Origin of the sequence: Phenylobacterium sp. (genome assembly GCF_025351295.1) — a bacterium.
Taxonomy (GTDB): domain Bacteria; phylum Pseudomonadota; class Alphaproteobacteria; order Caulobacterales; family Caulobacteraceae; genus Phenylobacterium.
The window spans coordinates 1-18331 of the sequence record NZ_JANXWD010000148.1 but is presented as its reverse complement, the minus strand read 5'-3'; the positions used below and the strand labels follow the sequence as shown (position 1 = coordinate 18331).

The window sequence follows — 18331 nt, the reverse complement described above, 5'->3', positions numbered from 1 at the left end:
CCAATGCGCCGCTGGACGACCAGGGCACCACCTTCGCGGGCCTGATCAACCAGGTCTATCCGGACCTGAAGATCCAGCACTTCCACCACGCCGGCAATTCCTCGGGCGTCGTCGACGGCTCCGGCGCCGTGCTGCTGGCCTCCCCGGAGTACGCCAAGAAGAACGGCCTGAAGCCGCGGGCCCGCATCATCGCCACCGCCAATGTCGGGGATAGCCCCACGCTGATGCTCAACGCCCCGGTCCCGGCGGCGCTTAAGGTGCTGAAGAAGGCCGGCCTGACCCCGGACGACATCGACCTGTGGGAGATCAACGAGGCCTTCTCGGTGGTCGCCGAGAAGTTCATCCGCGATCTCAAGCTGGACCGCGCCAAGGTCAATGTGAACGGCGGCGCCATGGCGCTCGGCCACCCGATCGGCGCCACCGGCTCCATCCTGATCGGCACCATCCTCGACGAGCTGGAACGCCGCGACCTGAAGCGCGGCCTGGTCACCATGTGCGCCGCGGGCGGCATGGCGCCGGCGATCATCATCGAGCGCCTCTAGATGGCCCCGGAGCGCGGACGCGCTCCAGCCTCTTTGCTGGGGCGCCCTCCGGGCCGCGAACCGGTGTCCACTTCGCCTGATGGCGCCCTGTCGCGCCAGCGCCGCTTCGTCACCCCGGGTCCGGAGGAGACAATCGAGGAGCTGGCGCGACGGTCGCTGCCGGACGTGGCCATCGAGGCCGCGGTCGACGGCATCAAGAGCTGGAACCTGCACGTCTTCGCGATGCGCAGGCCCCCGGGGCTGCTGCTCGGGTCGGACGTGATCTTCGTGGAGCCGCCCATCGCGCATGGCTGAGCTCGCGCATGGATGAGGCGGTCATCGTCGGCGCCGAGATCGTCGCCGGCCATGATGGCGCCGCCGAACTGCTGGTGCGGTTGCGCCATCCCAACGGCGTCGAGGCGCCGGTGGTGCTGGACGAAGCGACCGGTCTGAAATTGATGGCCGCCTGCGGGGCGTCGCACGTCGACGACCTCAAAGGGCAGTCCTGGCGACGCATTGTGGAGGCGAGCTGATGTTCGACGTGATCGTACGCAATGGCCTGGTGGTCGACGGCTCGGGTTCGCCCGGCTACCTCGGCGATGTGGCGGTCAAGGACGGCAAGATCGCCGCCATGGGCCAGAACCTCGGCGAGGCGCATCGGACGGTGGAGGCGCAGGGCCGCGTCGTCGCGCCCGGCTTCATCGACCCGCACACCCACTTCGACGTCCAGCTGCTCTGGGACGGCGCCGCGCGGCCCGCCCTGGAACACGGGATCACCTGCGTGGTGCCCGGCAACTGCTCGCTGTCGCTGGCCCCGCTGAAGATCGCCGACCGCCCCCGCCTGATCGGCATGTTCCAGCAGATCGAGGAAATGCCGCCGGAAGCCTTCACCCAGGCTTTCGAATGGACCTGGGAGGACTTCGCCGGCTACCGCGACGCCCTGGAGAAGGACCTCTCGATCAACGTCGCGCCGCTGGTCGGCCACAGCGTCATCCGGCTCTGGGTGATGGGCCCCGCCGCCCAGGAGCGCGCGGCCACCGAGGCCGAGATCGCCGCCATGCAGGACCTGCTGCGCGAATGCCTGGAGGCCGGCGCGGTCGGCCTCTCCACCAGCTTCGTGGATGTCGACGAGAACGGCCGCCCGGTCCCCAGCCGCTTCGCCCAATATGAAGAGCTGGACGCGCTGTGCGCCGTGCTCGGCGAGTTCGGCCGCATGCTGCAATGCGTGCCGGAGTTCTACGCCACCGACATCACCCTGGCGCGCATCGACCAGCTGGCCGAGCTCAGCCTGAAGCACGCCATCCCGACCACCTTCTCGCCGCTGTTCGACACCCTGGCCGTGCCGGACAACGCCGAGCGCGCCATCGCCCGGGTCGAGGAACAGTTCGCCCGTGGGGCCCGTGTGTGGCCGCAGATGCAGACCCGGCCGATCGACATCTCGTTCAGCCTGCTGCGCCCCAGCCTGTTCTTCGCCCGCCTGCCTCGCTGGGTGCGGATCCTGCGCCAGCCGATGACCGAGCGCCTGGCCGCCCTGCGCGATCCTGCGACCGTCGAGAAGATGGTCGCCGACTGCGGCCCCGATGGCGGCGAGACCATGATGGGCCGGCTGGTCGCCCGCGGCGGCGACGCCTGCCCGGCCGAGCTGGTCGGCAAGACCCTGTCGCAGATCGCCAGGGATCGCGGCCAGGCGCCGGCCCGCGCCTTGATCGACCTGTCGCTGGAGCACGGTCTGGACGTCGCCTTCCTCTCCGCCAGCGCGGGGCACCAGTCCACCGACCGCATCGGCCCGATGCTGGCCCACCCGCTGGTCCATATCGGCGCCAGCGACGGCGGCGCCCACCTCGCCTCGTTCTCGACCTACGGCGACACCGGCTATCTGTTCTCGGAGTTCGTGCGCAAGGCCGGGGCGATGTCGCTGGAGCAGGCCGTGGCCAAGATCACCGCCGAGACCGCCGACATCTGGGGCCTGAAGGACCGCGGCCGCCTGCAGCCGGGCCTGGCCGCCGACATCGTGGTCTTCGACGCCGACACCATCGCCCGCGGCGACGAGCGACCGGCCTTCGACATGCCGGGCGACGGCATGCGCTATGTCCGAAGCGCCCGCGGCATCGACACGGTTCTGGTCAATGGCCAGGTGGCCTATACGGCCGGCGCGTACACCGACGCCCGCGCCGGCGTGGTCTGCGTCTAGCCCCCCGGCGGGCCTGGGGTCGGCATGGACGAGATCCTGACCCGGCGGCTGCGGCTGCGTCGCGCCCAGCCCTCCGACCTGGACGCCCTGCACGCGGTGCTCAGCCACCCGACCGCGACCCGCTACTGGTCGACCCTGCCGCACGCCACGCCCGGCCAGACCCAGGCCTGGCTGGCCGCGATGATCGCCGCCCCGTCCGAGTCCAGCGACGATTTCGTGGTCGAGCTCGAGGGCCGGGTGATCGGCAAGGCCGGCTTCTACCGCCTGCCGGAGATCGGCTTCATCCTGCACCCGGACCATTGGGGTCGCGGCCTGGCGCTGGAGGCGGCCAGCGCCGTCATCGCCCGCGCCTTCGCCCGCTTCGAGGCGCCGGAACTCACCGCCGACGTGGACCCTCGCAACCAGGCGTCGCTGGGCCTCCTGACCCGGCTGGGCTTCCATGAGACCGGCCGCGCCGAACGCACCTTCCAACTCGGCGACGAGTGGTGCGACAGCGTCTACCTGGCGCTGAAACGCCCGGCGTGATCGCCGAAGGCGCGGGCTTGGCGTGGCTCGCCGGGGCAGCTTGCTGTCGGCGTTAAGGTTTCGTTAAGCAAGCCGCCGCGCGACCCACAACAGCGGGTCCGCCATTCTTCCGCCCAACATGTATTGTCAAATGCGCGACTGAGAATTACAACTTCTTGTTGAGTCGCCCTGGCGCCGCAAAATGCCACGTCCCACCCCGGAAGCCGAGCATTTCCACCCCAAACGAGGGCGCCCCCTGTATGGGGCCGCGGCGTCCGACGCCGGCTTGGCCCGCGAACTCTCCGCCGCCCGCGCGCGTCTGGAGAGCCAGGACCGCCAGATCCAGGAACTCAACCACCGCGTAGCCAATAGCCTGCAGCTGGCGGCCGACATGCTGGTCTTCGAACAGCTCCGCTCGCGCGACCCGATCGCCCAGGCGGCCCTGGAGGCCAGCCGCGCGCGCCTGGTCGCCGTGGGCGAGCTGCACCGCTACCTCTACGATCACGCCGATCGGCCCACCGTGGCGTTGCGACCGTTCCTGACCGGCCTCGGCAAGGCGATCACCGCGACCACCGGCCTGCAATGCTTCGTCCAGGCGGACGGCGCCGCCGTCCCCGGCGACATGGCCCAACAGCTCGCCATCGCCGTCAACGAGCTCGCCATCAACACCGCCAAGCACGCCTATGACGGCCGGCCCGGCGGGCGCCTGGATGTCGTGGCCCGGCGCGAAGGCGGCGATCTGGTGCTGACCGTATCCGACGACGGCAAGGGCCTGGACCCTGGCGTCAAGCCGCAGGGCCCGGGCGGGCTGGGCATGACCATTGTCGCCGCCATCGTCCGCGACCTGCACGGAACCCTGACCGCCCGGAGCGAAGGCGGCGCCTGTTTCACCATCCGCGCGCCGCTGCCGGCCTCGGCGCCCGCGCTCAGCCGCTCGTTCAAGGCCTGGAACCTCGACTGAGCGACCGCCTGGACGGCCGGCAACAGGCCCGGCTTACGAATCCAGGCTCTGGGCCGCCTCCGGATACTGCCGCTCCAGCCGCTCGGCCGCGGCCCGCAGCGTCGAGATGGCGTCGTCCACCTCCTGGCGCTGAGCGGTCAGCTGGTCGATCCGGTGCTTGAAGATGCGCAGCGCCTCGGCGCTCTGCGCCGCCTCGCCTTCCTCGTCGTAGAGGTCGAGGATGTCGCGGATCTCGGCGATCGAAAGCCCGACCCGCCGGCCGTTCAGGATCATCCGCAGCCGGGCCCGGTCCTTGTAGGAATAGACCCGGCTGGTGTCGCGCCGCGCCGGGGCCAGCAGGCCCTGTTCCTCGTAGAACCGCAGCGCACGCGGCGTCGCCTGGAATTCCCGGCAGAGCTGGGTGATCGAATAGGTCCGGTATGGCGGCCGGCGCAGGTTGAGCAGCATCGTCATCGTGGTTCCCTCTAGTCTTTTGTCACAGCCCGAGCACGAGGCGGGCGATGATGTCCCTTTGGATCTCATTGGAGCCGCCATAGATCGAGGCGGCCCGGTTGTTCAGATAGCGCGGCATGGCGGTCAGCCCGGCCTCCGGGCCGATTGGCTCGAGGTTCGAGCCGGGCTCGCGGGCCTCCATTTGCTCGACGCCGGCATAAAGGCCCAGGGCGGCGATCGAGATCTCGTCGATCCGCTGCATGGCCTCCGTGTCGTTGATCTTCAGCATCGACGACGCCGGCCCCGGCGGCTTGCCGCTGGCGAGTGCGCTCAGGACCCGGCGTTCGGACATGTCGATGGCCTGCACCGCGATCTCGGCCTCCATAAGGCGGCGGCGGTGGTGCGGGTCGTCGCCATGCGCCGCGCCCGCGACCCGCGCCGCCCGCTCCAGGCCCACCTTCAGCCCGGGCGCCGAGCCGCCGCCACGTTCGAACTCCAGCAGGTACTTGGCCACCGTCCAGCCCTGGTTCTCCTCGCCCACCCGGTTTGCCTTGGGGACCCGGACGTTGTCGAAGAAGACCTGGTTCACTTCGTGCTCGCCGGCCAGCGTGACGATCGGCTTCACCTCCAGGCTGGGCGTCGCCATGTCCAGCAGCAGGAAGGTGATCCCGGCCTGCGGCTTGCCCTCGCGGCCGGTGCGGACCAGGCAGAACATCCGGTTGGCGAACTGGGCGTGCGTCGTCCAGATCTTCGAGCCCGACAGAACGTAGTCCTCTCCGTCGCTGACGGCCTGCATTTGCAAAGACGCCAGATCCGAACCGGACCCCGGCTCGGAATAGCCCTGGCACCAGTAGTCCTCGCCCGACAGGATGCGCGGCAGGTAGTGCGCCTTTTGCTCCGGCGTGCCGTAGCCCATGATCACCGGGCCGGCCATGCGCAGGCCCATGGGCGCCAGGCCCGGCGCCGACGCCCGCGCGCACTCCGCGGCGAAGATCGAGCGCTGCACGTCGGTCCAGCCCGGCCCGCCATACGCCCGCGGCCAGCTCGGCGCGGCCCAGCCCCGCGCATGCAGAATCCGCTGCCAGGCGAGGCTGTAGCGCGGGTCGCAGAAGACACTGGTCGTCCGCTCGCCGGCGGCGCGCAGAACCGGCGTCAGGTGTTCATCCAGGAACGTCCGGACCTCGGCCCGGAAGGCGAGATCCTCGTCACGCAACTCAAGGTTCATAGCGGCGCCGCGACCGTCCGTTCATTCCAATCGCCCCGCGCGATCTTGCCGCCCCTTCGCGCGCGGAACAAGCTAGTGGAAGTAATAGGGGCTCCCCTGCCGATGGCCGCCGACGACGCCCCGAACCTGCTCAGCGACGCGGAGGTCCTGGCCCGCGAGATCGCCGACATCGGCCTGGCGATCGGCCTGCCCGCCATCGCCGCCGCCACCGACATCGGCTCGACCCGCCCGCCGATGGGATCGGACGGACGGCCGCTGGCCGAGACGGTGTTCCGCTGGATCGACCCGACGTTCCGCTACTGGGAAGACCACGCCTTCGCGCTCCGCGCCGCCTTCATCCATGCCGCCCGCGCCTGCGCCGAGCCCTACTACTTTACCGGCGGCCGGTTCGCATCGTGGCGGCCCAACCGGGCGCTGGACGCCATCACCCACGAGGGCCCGATCCAGACCTATGGCGTCGGCGCGGCCATCGTGGCGCCGGTCTACCTGCCGCGCGGCGTGATCGGCGTGGTGATCTGGGCGACGCCCGACGCCGGCTTCGATGTCGAGGCCGCCTTCGCCGCGCACGCCGAGACGCTGCACATCCTGGCCCTGCGGTTCGTCGCCACCTACGAGGACGCCATCGCCGGCGCCAACCGGACCCCCGCCCGCCTCACGCGGCGCGAGATTCAGTGCCTGAAATGGGCCGCCGCCGGCAAGACCGACGCCGAGATCAGCGCGGCGGTCGCCATCGCCCTGCCCACCGTGCGCTTCCACATCGGCAACGCCGCCCGCAAGCTGGCGGTCGCCGGCCGTGCCCAGGCCATCCACCGCGCCGCGATCCTGGGCTACATCGGCGCGCGCGACGTGGGACGTGTCAGCGCGGCAGGGCGTCCAGGATCGCGCGACTGAGCACCCCATAGTCGCCGTCGTAGTGATGCCCCCCCGCGACCTTCACGCTGCGGATGACGCTCGCCGGGAAGGTCGGGCAGGCCGACTTCGGATCCTCCGAGCCATAGACGCAGATCATCGGCACGCCCTTCAACTGCGCCAGCGCCGGGGCCATGGGATAGGCGGTGGCTCCGGCCAGGCCCAGCCAGCTCTCCGGACGGAACCGGAGCTCCCCTTGCGTCTCGGCTCCGATCAGGGCCACCAGCCGAAGCCGCCCGCGCAGGTCCGCCGGCAGGTGGGGAACCACGGCCGGCAGGACATCGGCGCCGAAGGAATAGCCCACCAGCACGACGCGGCTCTTGCCGAACGCCGCCAGGTAGTGGCGGAGCACCAGGCTGAGATCGGCCGCCGCGCCCTGCGGGGTCCGCTCGGTCCAGAAGTAGTGGAGCGAGTCGATGCCGATCACCGGCAGGCCCGCCCGCACCAGACCGTCCGCCAGGGAGCGATCCAGCTTCGCCCAGCCGCCGTCGCCGGAATAGAACACCACCAGGGTGTCGCCGGACCCGACCGCCGGCACGACCGTCAGCGGCAGTTCGGCCAATCGCCGGCCCTCCTCGCCGGTCGCGGGCCGGGCGCCGGTCGCGGGCCGGGCGAGCGTCGGCGCCGCCTTCGCGGCCGGACCGGCCACGAGCGCGACGACGACGCCGGCGGCGGCCAGCAGCTTGGACAGTCTCATGATGGCAGAATCCCCTCCGGCAGGCCCGCGGGCGCCGCATTCGCAGCCCCGGCGCGCAGGGGGACTCCGAAGTCGCCCTGACATCAGTGTCACGTACCGATGCGGCGGAACCACGACAACCGCGCGTCAATCTAGCCGCCGCTGAGCGGCAGGCCGACATAGTTCTCGGCCATCGCCTGCTGGGCCGCGCGCGACCCGCGGATGTACTCGAGCTCGGCCGTCTGCATGCGGCGGCTGAAGCCGTCCATGTCCGGAAACCGGTGGGTCAGGCCGGTGAACCACCAGGAGAACCGCTCGGCCTTCCAGACCCGGGCCAGGGCGCGGGCGGAATAGCCGTCGAGGCCGGCCTCGGAGCCGTCGCGAAACCGTGTGATCAGGGCTTGCGACAGGAAGCAGACGTCGGACGCGGCGAGGTTCAGACCCTTGGCGCCGGTCGGCGGCACGATGTGGGCGGCGTCGCCGGCCAGGAACAGGCGGCCCCAACGCATCGGCTCGGCCACGAAGCTGCGCAGCGGCGCGATGCTCTTCTCGATGGACGGGCCCCGCGCCATCCCCGCCGCCGCCTCGGGACCCAGGCGCAACGCCAGCTCGTCCCAGATCCTCGCGTCGGGCCAGGCCGCCAGGTCCTCATCCACCGGCGCCTGGATGTAATAGCGGCTACGGCTGGCGGACCGCATCGAGGCCAGGGCGAAGCCGCGTTCGTGGGTGGCGTAGATCAGCTCATGATGGCAGGGCGGCACGTCGGCCAGGATGCCCAGCCAGCCGAACGGATAGACTCGCTCGTAGCCCTGGATCAGCGCGGGGGGAATCGATGCGCGGCAAATGCCGTGGAAGCCGTCGCAGCCGGCGATGTAGTCGCAGTCGAGCCGCTCTTCCCGCCCGTCCTTGCGCCAGGTGACGAAGGGGCGATCGCCCTCGACGCCGCCCAGGGCCACGCCAGAAGCCGCGAAGATCACCGGCGCGCCGCGCGCCTCGGCGGCGGCGATCAGGTCCTTGGTCACCTCGGTCTGGCCATAGACCATGACGCTATCGCCGCCGGTCAGCCCCTTGAGGTCGATGCGGAACCGCCGGCCGTCCACCGCCATCGAGACGCCGTCGTGGACCAGGCCCTCGGCGCGCATCCGGGCGTCCACGCCCACCTGCTCCAGCAGCCGCACCGTGCCCTGTTCCAGCACCCCGGCGCGGATGCGGCTCTCGACATAATCGCGCGTCCGCTGCTCGAGGATGACGCTCTCGACGCCGGCCACATGCAGAAGCTGCTGCAGCAGGAGACCTGCCGGGCCCGCGCCGACGATGGCGACCTGCGTGCGCACCCTCAGTCCTCGCGCGCCTTGGCCAGGAAACTCAGCGCCAGGGCCGCGGCGCCGGCGGCGAGCACCACCGGGGTCATGGCCCCGAACACCTGGCCGGCGCTGTAGCCGGCCTGACGCAGTTCGCCGGCGATCAGCGGCCCCGCGATCGAGCCTAGCCGCCCCACGCCAACGGCCGCGCCAGCGCCGGCCGCGCGCACGTGCGGCGGGTAGAGCACCGGGGCCAGGGCATAGAGCGAGTACTGCGCGCCCAGGACCAGGAAGCCGGCAGCGGCCGAGAGCAGCAGGATCGGGCTCAGGCCCGCCGCCTGCCCCAGCCCATACATGGTCACCGCCAGCAGGGCGTAGGTCAGGGTCAGCGGCCAGCGGAACCCCATCCGGTCCACGGCGAAGCCCAGCAGGAGGGCGCCGACGATACTGACCAGGTTGAACCACAGCGAGGCCGTCGCCCCGTCGGACGCCGTGAAGCCTTTGGCAATCACCAGAGTCGGGAGCCAGTTCAGCATCAGGTAGAGGACCACCAGGGTCAGCATGAACACCGCCCAGAGCAGCAGGGTGCCCACCGCCCGGCCCTCGCCGAACAGGGCGTTGGCGGTGCGCAGGTCGGCGCCGCTGGCCGGCTCCGGCCGGGTCTCGGGCAACAGGAAGAGGACGATCGGCGTCAGGATCAGCGGCAGGGCGCCGCCGATCAGGAAGATGGTCCGCCAGTCGAGGTCCGGCCCCGCGAACCGCGCCAGCAGCGACACCGCCGCGCCCCCCGCCGGCATGCCGCAGAACATGGTGGTGACTGTGGCCGCGCGGCGCTTCACCGGGCTGATCTCGGTGGCGATGGCGATCAGGTTCGGCATGGCCCCGCCGAACCCGAGACCGGTGGCCAGGCGCGCCAGCAGCAGCGTCTCGTAGCTGTGGGTCAGGGCGGTGCCGAGCGAGAACACCCCGAACGCCGCGACCGAGACCACCAGCACCGGCTTGCGCCCCACGCGGTCGGCGATCCAGCCGCCGGCGAACGCGCCGATCACCAGCCCGATCATGGCGGCGCTGGCGGCCCAGCCCTGCTGGCCGGGGTTGAGGCCGAAGGCCGGGATCAGTTTCGACGCGGCGACGCCGAACGCCTGGATGTCATAGCCCTCCAGCGCGGCTATGAAGAAGCACAGCAGGACGATCAGGCCCGCGCCCGCACGACCGGCTACCCTGTGATCCAGCGATGGGTGATCCAAGAGCGCCTCCCGCCCCGGTGTCTCCACGTTGACCCGGAGCCAGACTTTAGTTTGAGTCCGATGCAGTTCGTCTCACCGGCAGCAAGCCATCGGCAAGAATCCTGAACGGCGCTAGTTTGGCACGCCGATCTGGCCGCCTCAGACGCCGCGAACCGCGCGGGCTTCGTTGAGTTCCAGCCTCACCCCGTTGGGGTCCTGGAAGAAGGCCTGGCGGATGGTCGTGCCGGGCACAAGCAGGGTCGTGTGGCGAACCCCGGCTGCCTCCAGCCGCGCGATCACGGCGTCGAGATCGGCCACCTGGAAGGCGGCGTGGTTCAGCCCGCTCAGGGCCGACGACGTGACCTCCTTCGCCGACAGCTGCATGTGCACGATCGGAAAACCGTCGGCGTAGAGCCAGTGGCCGGGGAAGTCGAACGGTGGGCGGTCGCCTTCGGTCAGGCCCAGGACGTCGACATAGAAGTCGCGGGTCTCCTTGAGCTTCGTTGTGGCGATGTTGATGTGGTCGATGGCGCGGATGGTCATGGGCGACGCCTTGTCAGAGGGCCAGCAGCAGGATCGGCACAATGGCGCCGACCGCCAATAAGGCCAGGGCCAGCCAACGATTCCGGCTCTGCATCAGCCCCATCCAGAGACCGAGCAGGGTGGAGAGGACCAGGCCCAGGGCGGTCGCCAGGAAGACCCACTTGATCGGGGCGATCGCCTCCGCCTCGGGCGCCTTCGCCGGGCCTGACAGGTCCTTGAGGGCCGGGCCGGCCTTCGGCGGGCCGGGGCGCTTCGGCTTGGCGGCGTACCGCTGATGGATGTGCACCTGGGACAGCTTTTCGATGACCGCCGGCGGCGAGTAGCCGGTATCCTTGTCCGCCTCGTGCAGACCGAAGAGCTGGATCGCGCCCGTGGCCGCGAAGAACAGGATCGAGGGGGCGAACACCATCCCCAGATAGAGGTGGAGCTGGCGGATGAGGCGCATGCGGGCGGCGGGGCCGGCCGGCGCCCTCTTCGACGGTGACTTCAAACTGCATCTCTCCTGGAGGTCTCGCTCGGGGTGCGCGATCATGCCGTAATGTGCGCAACCGCGCCGAAGGTAAACTCGACGACGTGAGGGACAGGCGGCGTGGCGCGGCAAGTGACGAAGCGTAAGGTCAAGGACGACGCTGCCGCAGCACCCCAGGCCGCCGCGCGGGTCGCCAAGCCCAAGACCCGCACCAACGATCCCGACCGCACCAAGGCGAACATCATCGAGATCACCACACCATGAAAGTCGTCATGGCCGGGCAAGGCGCCTTCGGAATCAAGCACCTGGAGGCCCTGCAGAAGATCGACGGCGTCGAGGTCGTCAGCCTGGCCGGCGGCTCGGCCGAGTCGACGAAGGCGGTCGCCGAGCGGTTCGGGATCGCGCACTGGAGCCTCGACCTGCGCGAGTCTCTCGCCCAGCCGGGCGTCGAGGCCGCCATCCTGGCCACGCCCACGGGGATGCACACCGCCCAGGCCATCCAGTGCCTGGAGGCCGGCTGCCACGTGCAGGTCGAGATCCCGATGTCCGACAGCCTGGCCGACGCCGAGCGGCTGGCCGCCGTCGCCGCCAGCAGCGGCAAGGTGGCGATGGCCGGCCACACCCGGCGCTTCAATCCCAGCCACCAGTGGATCCACAAGCGCATCCAGGCCGGCGAGCTGAAGGTCCAGCAGATGGACGTCCAGACCTATTTCTTCCGCCGCAAGAACCTGAACGCGCTGGGCCAGCCGCGCTCATGGACCGACCATCTGCTCTGGCACCACGCGGCGCACACTGTCGACCTGTTCCACTACCAGACCGGCGAGACCTGTTCCGTCGCCCGCGGCGTCCAGGGCCCGAAGCACCCCGACCTGGGCATCGCCATGGACATGTCGATCCAGCTGAAGGTCCCGTCCGGCGCCGTCTGCACGCTGTCGCTGTCGTTCAACAACGACGGCCCGCTGGGCACCTTCTTCCGCTACATTTGCGACAACGGCACCTACATCGCCCGCTACGACGACCTGGTGGACGGCAGGGAACAGCCGATCGACGTCTCCAAGGTGGACGTGTCCATGAACGGCATCGAACTGCAGGACCGCGAGTTCTTCGCCGCCATCCGCGAGGGGCGCGAACCGAACAGCTCGGTGGCCCAGGTGCTGCCCGCCTACCGGACGCTCGACAGGATCGAGCAGAGCCTGCTGTAGGAAGCTGTCGATGATCCAGCCTATCCAAAATCCGCTCGTCCCGGCGAATGCCGGGACCCAGATGGAATGGCGCAAGCCTTGGCGCGATCACCGTCGAGGTTGTCCAGCCCACACCGACGTGTTCTTCGATCTGGGTCCCGGCATTCGCCTGGATGAGCGGGGTCAACTATGAGCCTCGTCGTCCGCAACATCGCCCGCGCCGAACCCGCCGTCGTCGACGCCCTGGCCGGGTACGGCGTCGCCACCGTCCACGAGGCCCAGGGCCGCAAAGGCCTGCTGGCCAGCTACCTGCGGCCGATCTACCGGCCCTGCGCAATTGCCGGCTCGGCGGTCACCTGCAGCGTGGCGCCCGGCGACAACTGGACGATCCACGTCGCCGTCGAGCAGTGCCAGCCCGGCGACGTGCTGGTGGTGGCGCCCACCAGCGCCTGCGAGGACGGCTACTTCGGCGACCTGCTGGCCACGTCCCTGACGTCGCGCGGCGTGCGTGGCCTGATCATCGACGCCGGGGTGCGCGACATCGCCGTGCTCACCGAGATGAGCTTTCCGGTCTGGTCCAAGGCCGTCTACGCCCAGGGCACGGTCAAGGAGACGCTGGGTGACGTGAACCTGCCCCTGGTCTGTGCCGGCGCGCTGATCAACCCGGGCGACGTGATCGTGGCCGACGACGACGGCGTCTGCGTGGTCCGCCGCGTCGAGGCCGCCAGCGTGGCCCAGGCCGCCGCCAAGCGCGAGGCCAACGAGACCGACAAGCGCGCGCGTTTCCAAGCGGGAGAACTGGGGCTCGATATCTACGGCATGCGCGCGCGGCTGGCCGAAAAGGGCCTCCGGTACGTGGACGAAGCGCCATGAGCCAGACCGCCATCCCCTGCACGGTCATGCGCGGCGGCACCTCCAAGGGCCTCTATTTCCGCGTCTGCGACCTGCCGGCCGATACCCCCACAAGGGACGCGGTGCTGCTGGCCGCCATGGGCTCTCCAGACCCGCGCCAGATCGACGGCCTGGGCGGCGCCCACCCGCTGACCAGCAAGATCGCCGTCGTCGGCCCACCGACCCATCCCGGCGCAGACGTCGACTACCTGTTCCTGCAGGCGGTGGTGGATGAGGCCCGCATCGACGACGGCCAGAACTGCGGCAACCTGTTGGCCGGGGTCGGCGCCTTCGCCATCGAGGAGGGCCTGTTCCTGGCGCAGCACGGCGTCACCAACGTCCGCATCAACATGCTCAACACCAGGAGCCTGGCGGTGGCGGCGATCCAGACCCCGGGGGGCAGGGTCCGCTACGACGGCGATGCGCGGATCGACGGCGTCCCGGGAACGGCGGCGCCGATTCCCATCGACTTCCTGGACGTTGCCGGGTCGACCTGTGGCGCGCTGCTGCCGAGCGGCAAAGCCCGCGACGTGGTGCAGGGCCTCGAACTCACCGCCATCGACAACGGCATGCCGGTGGTGATCCTGCGCGCCGCCGACCTCGGCAAGACCGGGTACGAGACGCCGGAAGCGCTCGAAGCCGACGCCGACCTGAAGGCGCGGGTCGAGGTGATCCGGCTGGAGATCGGCCCGCGGATGAACCTGGGCGACGTGGCCAGGAAGACCGTGCCGAAGATGTGCCTGGTCGCCCCGCCCCGGCACGGCGGCGCCATCTGCACGCGGACCTTCATCCCCCACCGGGTCCATGAGGCCATCGGCGTGTTCGGCGCCGTCAGTGTCGCGACGGCCTGCGTGACGCCGGGTTCGATCGCCGCCGAGGTGGCTGGCATTGCCGATGTGGAAGCCGTCAAGGACCTGGAGATCGAACACCCCACCGGCTTCTTCACCGTCGCCATGGACGTCAGTCTGGTGGACGGCCAGATCCAGGTCCGCCGCTCCGCCCTGCTGCGCACCGCGCGGCGGCTGATGCGCGGCGAGGTCTATGTGCCGGCCAGCGTTTGGGGCGGGACGTGACCGCCTTCGCCCGCATCGCCCTGATCGGGTTCGGGGAGGTGGGCCAGACCCTGGCCGAGGACCTGACCGGCAAGACGGCCCTGTCGGTCTGGGACGTCGCCTTCGCCGATCCGGACAGCGCGCCCAGCCGGGCGCTCGCCCGCCATCAGGTCCGCGTCGGCCGCGACGCGCCGGACGCGGTGCGCGACGCCGAACTGGTGATCTGCGCCGTGACCGCCGACCAGGACCTCGCCGCCGCGCAGTCGGTCGGGCCGGGCCTGCCGAAGGGCGCCCTGTTCCTCGACCTCAACTCCTGTTCGCCCGGCCAGAAGGTCGCCTCCGCCCAGGTTGTGGAAGCGGCGGGCGGCCGCTATGTCGAAGCTGCGGTGATGAGCCCCATCGGACCCCGGCGGATCGCCGCGCCGATGCTGCTTGGCGGCGTCCATGCCGCCGACTTCGTGACCGGCGCCCTGCCCCTGGGCTTCACCGGCGCCGCGCCCTATTCGGACCGCATCGGCCAGGCGGCGGCCACCAAGCTATGCCGCTCGGTGATGATCAAGGGCGTGGAGGCGCTGCTGACCGAGAGCCTGCTGGCCGCGCGCCACTACGGCGTCGAGCAGGTCGTGCTGGACTCGCTCTCCGACCTGCTGCCCCTGCCCGACTGGAACAGGACCGCCCAGTACATGATTTCGCGCTCCCTGGAGCATGGAGCCCGCCGGGCCGAGGAGATGCGCGAGGCCGCCCGCACGGTCGAGGAGGCCGGCGTCCCCGCCCCCATGAGCCGCGCCATCGCCGAGCGCCAGGACTGGGCGGCCGACTACAGGGGCGCGCTGCACGACGACCTGACGGCGATGCTCGACGCGATCAACAAGGACCTCCGCCGGTGATCATCGACTGCCATGGCCACTACACCACCGCGCCGGCCCAGCACGACAGGTGGCGCGAGGCCCAGACCGCCGCCTTCAAGGCCGGCGGCGACATCGACCCGGCCTATCCCGACATCTCCGACGACGAGATCGTCGAGACCATCGAGAAGAACCAGCTGCGCCTGCTGAAGGAACGCGGCGCGGACATAACCATCTTCTCGCCCCGCGCCTCGACCATGGCCCACCACATCGGCGACGAGGCCGTCAGCCAGGCCTGGACGCGGCGCTGCAACGACCTGATCAAGCGGGTCGTCGATCTCTTCCCCCGGACCTTCGTTGGGGTTTGTCAGCTTCCGCAGTCGCCGGGCATCCCGGTGGCCCATTCGATCGCCGAGCTGGAGCGGTGCGTCACCGAACTGGGCTTCGTGGGCTGCAACCTGAACCCGGACCCGTCCGGCGGCCACTGGACCGCCCAGCCGCTGACCGACCGGTCCTGGTATCCGATCTTCGAGAAGATGGTCGAGCTGGACGTGCCGGCGATGGTCCACGTCTCGGGCTCCTGCAACCCGAACTTCCACGCCACCGGCGCCCACTACATCAACGCCGACACCACCGCCTTCATGCAGTTCCTGGAGGGCGACCTGTTCAAGGATTTCCCGACCCTGCGATTCATCATCCCGCACGGCGGCGGGGCGGCGCCCTACCACTGGGGCCGCTACCGGGGCCTGGCCGACATGCTGAAGCGCCCGCCGCTGCGCGCGCATGTGATGAGGAACGTCTTCTTCGACACCTGCGTCTACCACCAGCCCGGCATCGACCTGTTGTTCCGGGTGATCGACATCGACAATATCCTGTTCGGCTCGGAGATGGTCGGCGCGGTGCGCGGGATCGACCCGGAGACCGGCAATTACTTCGACGACACCAAGCGCTACGTCGACGCCCTGCCGATCCCGGAGGCGGACAAGAGGAAGGTTTTCGAGGGCAATGCACGGCGGGTCTATCCGCATCTCGACGCCATCCTCAAGAGCCAGGGCCGCTGAGATGATGCGGCTCGCCCACCAACTCCGGGTCCAGGTCCTGGCCGCCACCGCGCAGGACATCCTGAACAACCGTGTCGGCCTGCGCCGACCCACGCCGGTGACCGCATGAGAGGCCCGATGAACTCCCAGGATCGGCCCCAGACCATGGACGCCGACTGGCTGGTGTTCCACCCGAACCCGTCGAAGCCCAGGTTCCGGCCACCGCCCGGATCGGTGGACGCCCACTGCCATGTCTTTGGCCCGGCGACCCAGTTCCCTTATGCGCCGGAGCGCAAATACACCCCCTGCGACGCCGGCAAGGTCCAGCTGTTCGCGCTGCGGGATTTCCTGGGGTTCGAGCGCAACGTGATCGTCCAGGCGACCTGCCACGGCAAGGACAACCGCGCCCTCGAGGACGCCTTGAAAGCGGCCGGTGGCCGCGCGCGCGGCGTGGCCACGGTCGGCGAGGACATCAGCCGCGACGCGTTGGCCGGCCTGCACGCCGCGGGCGTCCGGGGGGTGAGGTTCAACTTTCTGCGTCGCCTGGCCGACTTCACCCCGCACGAGGTCCTGCGCCGCATCGCCGCCAAGGTCGCCCCCTTCGGCTGGCATGTGGTGGTCTATTTCGAGGCCGCGGATCTGGGAGAACTGCGCCCTCTCTTCGCCTCGCTCCCCACGCCGGTGGTGGTCGACCACATGGGCCGGCCGGACGTGGCGCTGGGCGTCGACCATCCGCAGTTCCAGGCCTTCATCCGGTGGATGGACGAGGACCAGGATGTCTGGTGCAAGGTCTCCTGTCCCGAACGCCTCAGCCTCGCCGGCCCGCCCTACGACGACGTGGTTCCCTTCCAGCGTACGATCGTCGAGCGCTTCCCCAATCGCGTCCTGTGGGGCGCCGACTGGCCGCACCCGAACCTGAGAGGTCACATGGCCGACGACGGCGTGCTGGTCGACCAGATCCCGAAGTTCGCCACCACGGCGGAGCTGCAACGCAAGCTGCTCGTCGACAACCCCATGCGCCTCTACTGGGCCCGGTAAGATGACCGACAACCCCTTCGACGACATTCCCGGCACCACCCTGTTCGACAGCGGCCAGTCGCGCCTAGGCTACCACCTCAACATGTTCTGCATGTCGCTGATGAAGGCGGACAACCGCGGGGCCTTCAAGGCCGACCAGCGCGCCTACCTCGACCGCTGGCCGATGACCGAGGCACAGAAGCAGGCGGTGCTGAAGCGCGACTGGAACGGCATGATCGCGCTGGGCGGCAACATCTATTTCACGGCCAAGATCGCCGCCACCGACGGCCTCTCGTTCCGCCAGATCGCCGCGGAGATGAGCGGGGTCAGCGAGCCGGAATACGCCCGGATGATGCTGGACGGCGGCCGGCCCATCGACGGCAACCGCTCCCGGACGGAGCCCCGCTAGTGGCCAGGATCACCGCCGGCGTCGCCACCAGCCACGTTCCCGCCATCGGCGCGGCGCTCGACAACGGCAAGGCGGAAGACCCCTACTGGCAGCCGCTGTTCGCCGGCTACGAAGCGTCCAAGGCCTGGATCGCCGCTGAGCAGCCGGACGTCATCATCCTGGTCTACAACGACCACGCCTCGGCCTTCTCGCTGGAGCTGATCCCCACCTTCGCCATCGGCTGCGCCGACCAATTCGCGCCCGCCGACGAGGGCTGGGGGCCGCGCCCCGTGCCGGTCGTGAAGGGCCACCCCACTCTTGCCTGGCACCTCGCCGAGACACTGATCCTCGACGAGTTCGACATGACCATCGTCAACGCGATGGACGTCGACCACGGCCTGACGGTGCCGCTGTCGCTGATGTTCGGCCAGCCCGACGCCTGGCCCTGCCCGGTCATCCCGCTGGCGGTGAACGTGGTCCAGTACCCGCCGCCCACCGGCCACCGCTGCTACAAGCTCGGCAAGGCCATCCGCCGCGCTGTCGAGAGCTTCCCGGAGGACCTCAAGGTGGTGATCTTCGGCACCGGCGGCATGAGCCACCAGCTGCAGGGGCCCCGCGCCGGCCTGATCAACACGGCCTTCGACACCGCCTTCCTTGACCGCCTGATCGACGATCCGGTCGGCCAGGCGATGGTCCCGCACATCGACTATGTCCGCGAGGCGGGCTCGGAAGCCATCGAACTGGTCATGTGGCTGATCATGCGCGGCGCGTTGAATGAGACGGTGCGCGTCGCCCACCGCTTCTATCACGTGCCCGCATCGAACACCGCCGTTGGGCACCTGATCCTCGAGAACGCCTGACGCGTTCCCGAGGCCAGGGTCGGGCCTACATCTTCCAGATCAGGGTCACGCCGTAGGTCTTGGGCGGCGCATAGGGCACCAGCACCTGCTGGTAGGGCG

22 protein-coding genes and 1 pseudogene are annotated in these 18331 nt (G+C 69.9%); 16 read left to right on the top strand and 7 right to left on the bottom strand.

Going from position 1 to position 18331, the window contains the following annotated elements:
• The 6 genes and pseudogenes from Q0R13_RS20300 to Q0R13_RS20275 form a co-directional block, all read left to right on the top strand.
• Nucleotides 1-542: pseudogene (locus Q0R13_RS20300) on the top strand (acetyl-CoA C-acyltransferase); the annotation flags it as partial.
• Nucleotides 543-605: 63 nt separating this feature from the next.
• A complete protein-coding gene (locus tag Q0R13_RS20295) occupies nt 606-836 on the top strand; it encodes a hypothetical protein (protein WP_293907393.1) in 231 nt (76 codons plus the stop codon).
• 8 nt (nt 837-844) lie between these two features.
• Nucleotides 845-1054 carry a hypothetical protein gene (locus Q0R13_RS20290; protein ID WP_293907391.1) on the top strand — a complete coding sequence of 70 codons (210 nt, stop codon included), beginning with the start codon at nt 845-847 and terminating at the stop codon, nt 1052-1054.
• Entirely contained in the window at nt 1054-2712 is a 1659-nt protein-coding gene (locus Q0R13_RS20285; RefSeq protein ID WP_293907389.1) for an amidohydrolase family protein, read from the top strand. Before Q0R13_RS20290 ends, Q0R13_RS20285 begins: the two co-directional genes overlap by 1 nt.
• A 24-nt stretch (nt 2713-2736) precedes the next feature.
• Nucleotides 2737-3237, top strand: coding sequence for a GNAT family N-acetyltransferase (locus Q0R13_RS20280; RefSeq protein ID WP_293907387.1), 501 nt, complete (start codon nt 2737-2739; stop codon nt 3235-3237).
• 181 nt (nt 3238-3418) lie between these two features.
• A complete protein-coding gene (locus Q0R13_RS20275) occupies nt 3419-4177 on the top strand; it encodes a sensor histidine kinase (protein WP_293907385.1) in 759 nt (252 codons plus the stop codon).
• Nucleotides 4178-4210: 33 nt separating this feature from the next.
• On the opposite strand, the gene Q0R13_RS20270 is transcribed toward Q0R13_RS20275, so the two are convergent.
• Entirely contained in the window at nt 4211-4630 is a 420-nt protein-coding gene (locus Q0R13_RS20270) for a MerR family DNA-binding transcriptional regulator (RefSeq protein ID WP_293907383.1), read from the bottom strand.
• A gap of 22 nt (nt 4631-4652) precedes the next feature.
• Nucleotides 4653-5834 carry an acyl-CoA dehydrogenase family protein gene (locus Q0R13_RS20265; protein ID WP_293907381.1) on the bottom strand — a complete coding sequence of 394 codons (1182 nt, stop codon included), beginning with the start codon at nt 5832-5834 and terminating at the stop codon, nt 4653-4655.
• A gap of 102 nt (nt 5835-5936) precedes the next feature.
• On the opposite strand from Q0R13_RS20265, the gene Q0R13_RS20260 reads away from it, so the two are divergent.
• Nucleotides 5937-6725, top strand: a complete 789-nt coding sequence (locus Q0R13_RS20260; RefSeq protein WP_293907379.1) for a helix-turn-helix transcriptional regulator — start codon at nt 5937-5939, stop codon at nt 6723-6725.
• On the opposite strand, the gene Q0R13_RS20255 is transcribed toward Q0R13_RS20260, so the two are convergent.
• The 5 genes from Q0R13_RS20255 to Q0R13_RS20235 form a co-directional block, all read right to left on the bottom strand.
• Entirely contained in the window at nt 6691-7440 is a 750-nt protein-coding gene (locus Q0R13_RS20255; RefSeq protein WP_293907377.1) for an AcvB/VirJ family lysyl-phosphatidylglycerol hydrolase, read from the bottom strand. The genes Q0R13_RS20260 and Q0R13_RS20255 overlap by 35 nt on opposite strands.
• A 131-nt stretch (nt 7441-7571) precedes the next feature.
• Nucleotides 7572-8753 carry a 4-hydroxybenzoate 3-monooxygenase gene (gene pobA, locus Q0R13_RS20250; protein ID WP_293907375.1) on the bottom strand — a complete coding sequence of 394 codons (1182 nt, stop codon included), beginning with the start codon at nt 8751-8753 and terminating at the stop codon, nt 7572-7574.
• Between the two features lie 2 nt (nt 8754-8755).
• On the bottom strand, nt 8756-9967 hold the full coding sequence (locus Q0R13_RS20245; RefSeq protein WP_293907373.1) for an MFS transporter: 1212 nt from the start codon (nt 9965-9967) through the stop codon (nt 8756-8758).
• A gap of 138 nt (nt 9968-10105) precedes the next feature.
• Nucleotides 10106-10489, bottom strand: coding sequence for a VOC family protein (locus Q0R13_RS20240; protein WP_293907372.1), 384 nt, complete (start codon nt 10487-10489; stop codon nt 10106-10108).
• 13 nt (nt 10490-10502) lie between these two features.
• Nucleotides 10503-10979 carry a hypothetical protein gene (locus tag Q0R13_RS20235; RefSeq protein ID WP_293907371.1) on the bottom strand — a complete coding sequence of 159 codons (477 nt, stop codon included), beginning with the start codon at nt 10977-10979 and terminating at the stop codon, nt 10503-10505.
• Between the two features lie 111 nt (nt 10980-11090).
• On the opposite strand from Q0R13_RS20235, the gene Q0R13_RS20230 reads away from it, so the two are divergent.
• The 9 genes from Q0R13_RS20230 (at nt 11091) to Q0R13_RS20190 (ending at nt 18232) form a co-directional block, all read left to right on the top strand.
• Complete coding sequence (locus tag Q0R13_RS20230) at nt 11091-11222, top strand: hypothetical protein (protein ID WP_293907370.1); 132 nt, start codon at nt 11091-11093, stop codon at nt 11220-11222.
• Entirely contained in the window at nt 11219-12160 is a 942-nt protein-coding gene (locus Q0R13_RS20225) for a Gfo/Idh/MocA family oxidoreductase (protein ID WP_293907369.1), read from the top strand. The genes Q0R13_RS20230 and Q0R13_RS20225 overlap by 4 nt, the downstream gene beginning before the upstream one ends.
• 168 nt (nt 12161-12328) lie before the next feature.
• Entirely contained in the window at nt 12329-13012 is a 684-nt protein-coding gene (locus Q0R13_RS20220; RefSeq protein ID WP_293907368.1) for a 4-carboxy-4-hydroxy-2-oxoadipate aldolase/oxaloacetate decarboxylase, read from the top strand.
• Nucleotides 13009-14103, top strand: a complete 1095-nt coding sequence (locus tag Q0R13_RS20215) for a 4-oxalomesaconate tautomerase (protein WP_293907366.1) — start codon at nt 13009-13011, stop codon at nt 14101-14103. The genes Q0R13_RS20220 and Q0R13_RS20215 overlap by 4 nt, the downstream gene beginning before the upstream one ends.
• Nucleotides 14100-14969, top strand: a complete 870-nt coding sequence (locus Q0R13_RS20210) for a DUF1932 domain-containing protein (protein WP_293907364.1) — start codon at nt 14100-14102, stop codon at nt 14967-14969. Before Q0R13_RS20215 ends, Q0R13_RS20210 begins: the two co-directional genes overlap by 4 nt.
• Nucleotides 14966-15988, top strand: a complete 1023-nt coding sequence (locus Q0R13_RS20205) for an amidohydrolase family protein (RefSeq protein WP_293907362.1) — start codon at nt 14966-14968, stop codon at nt 15986-15988. The genes Q0R13_RS20210 and Q0R13_RS20205 overlap by 4 nt, the downstream gene beginning before the upstream one ends.
• A gap of 117 nt (nt 15989-16105) precedes the next feature.
• Nucleotides 16106-17005: an amidohydrolase family protein gene (locus tag Q0R13_RS20200; protein ID WP_293907360.1), complete on the top strand. Its 900-nt coding sequence runs from the start codon at nt 16106-16108 to the stop codon at nt 17003-17005.
• A 1-nt stretch (nt 17006) separates the two neighbouring features.
• Nucleotides 17007-17393 (top strand): protocatechuate 4,5-dioxygenase subunit alpha, encoded by a 387-nt coding sequence (gene ligA, locus Q0R13_RS20195; protein WP_293907358.1) that lies wholly within the window; start codon nt 17007-17009, stop codon nt 17391-17393.
• Nucleotides 17393-18232, top strand: a complete 840-nt coding sequence (locus Q0R13_RS20190; RefSeq protein ID WP_293907356.1) for a class III extradiol dioxygenase subunit beta — start codon at nt 17393-17395, stop codon at nt 18230-18232. The genes ligA and Q0R13_RS20190 overlap by 1 nt, the downstream gene beginning before the upstream one ends.
• The last annotated feature ends 99 nt before the right edge of the window (nt 18233-18331 follow it).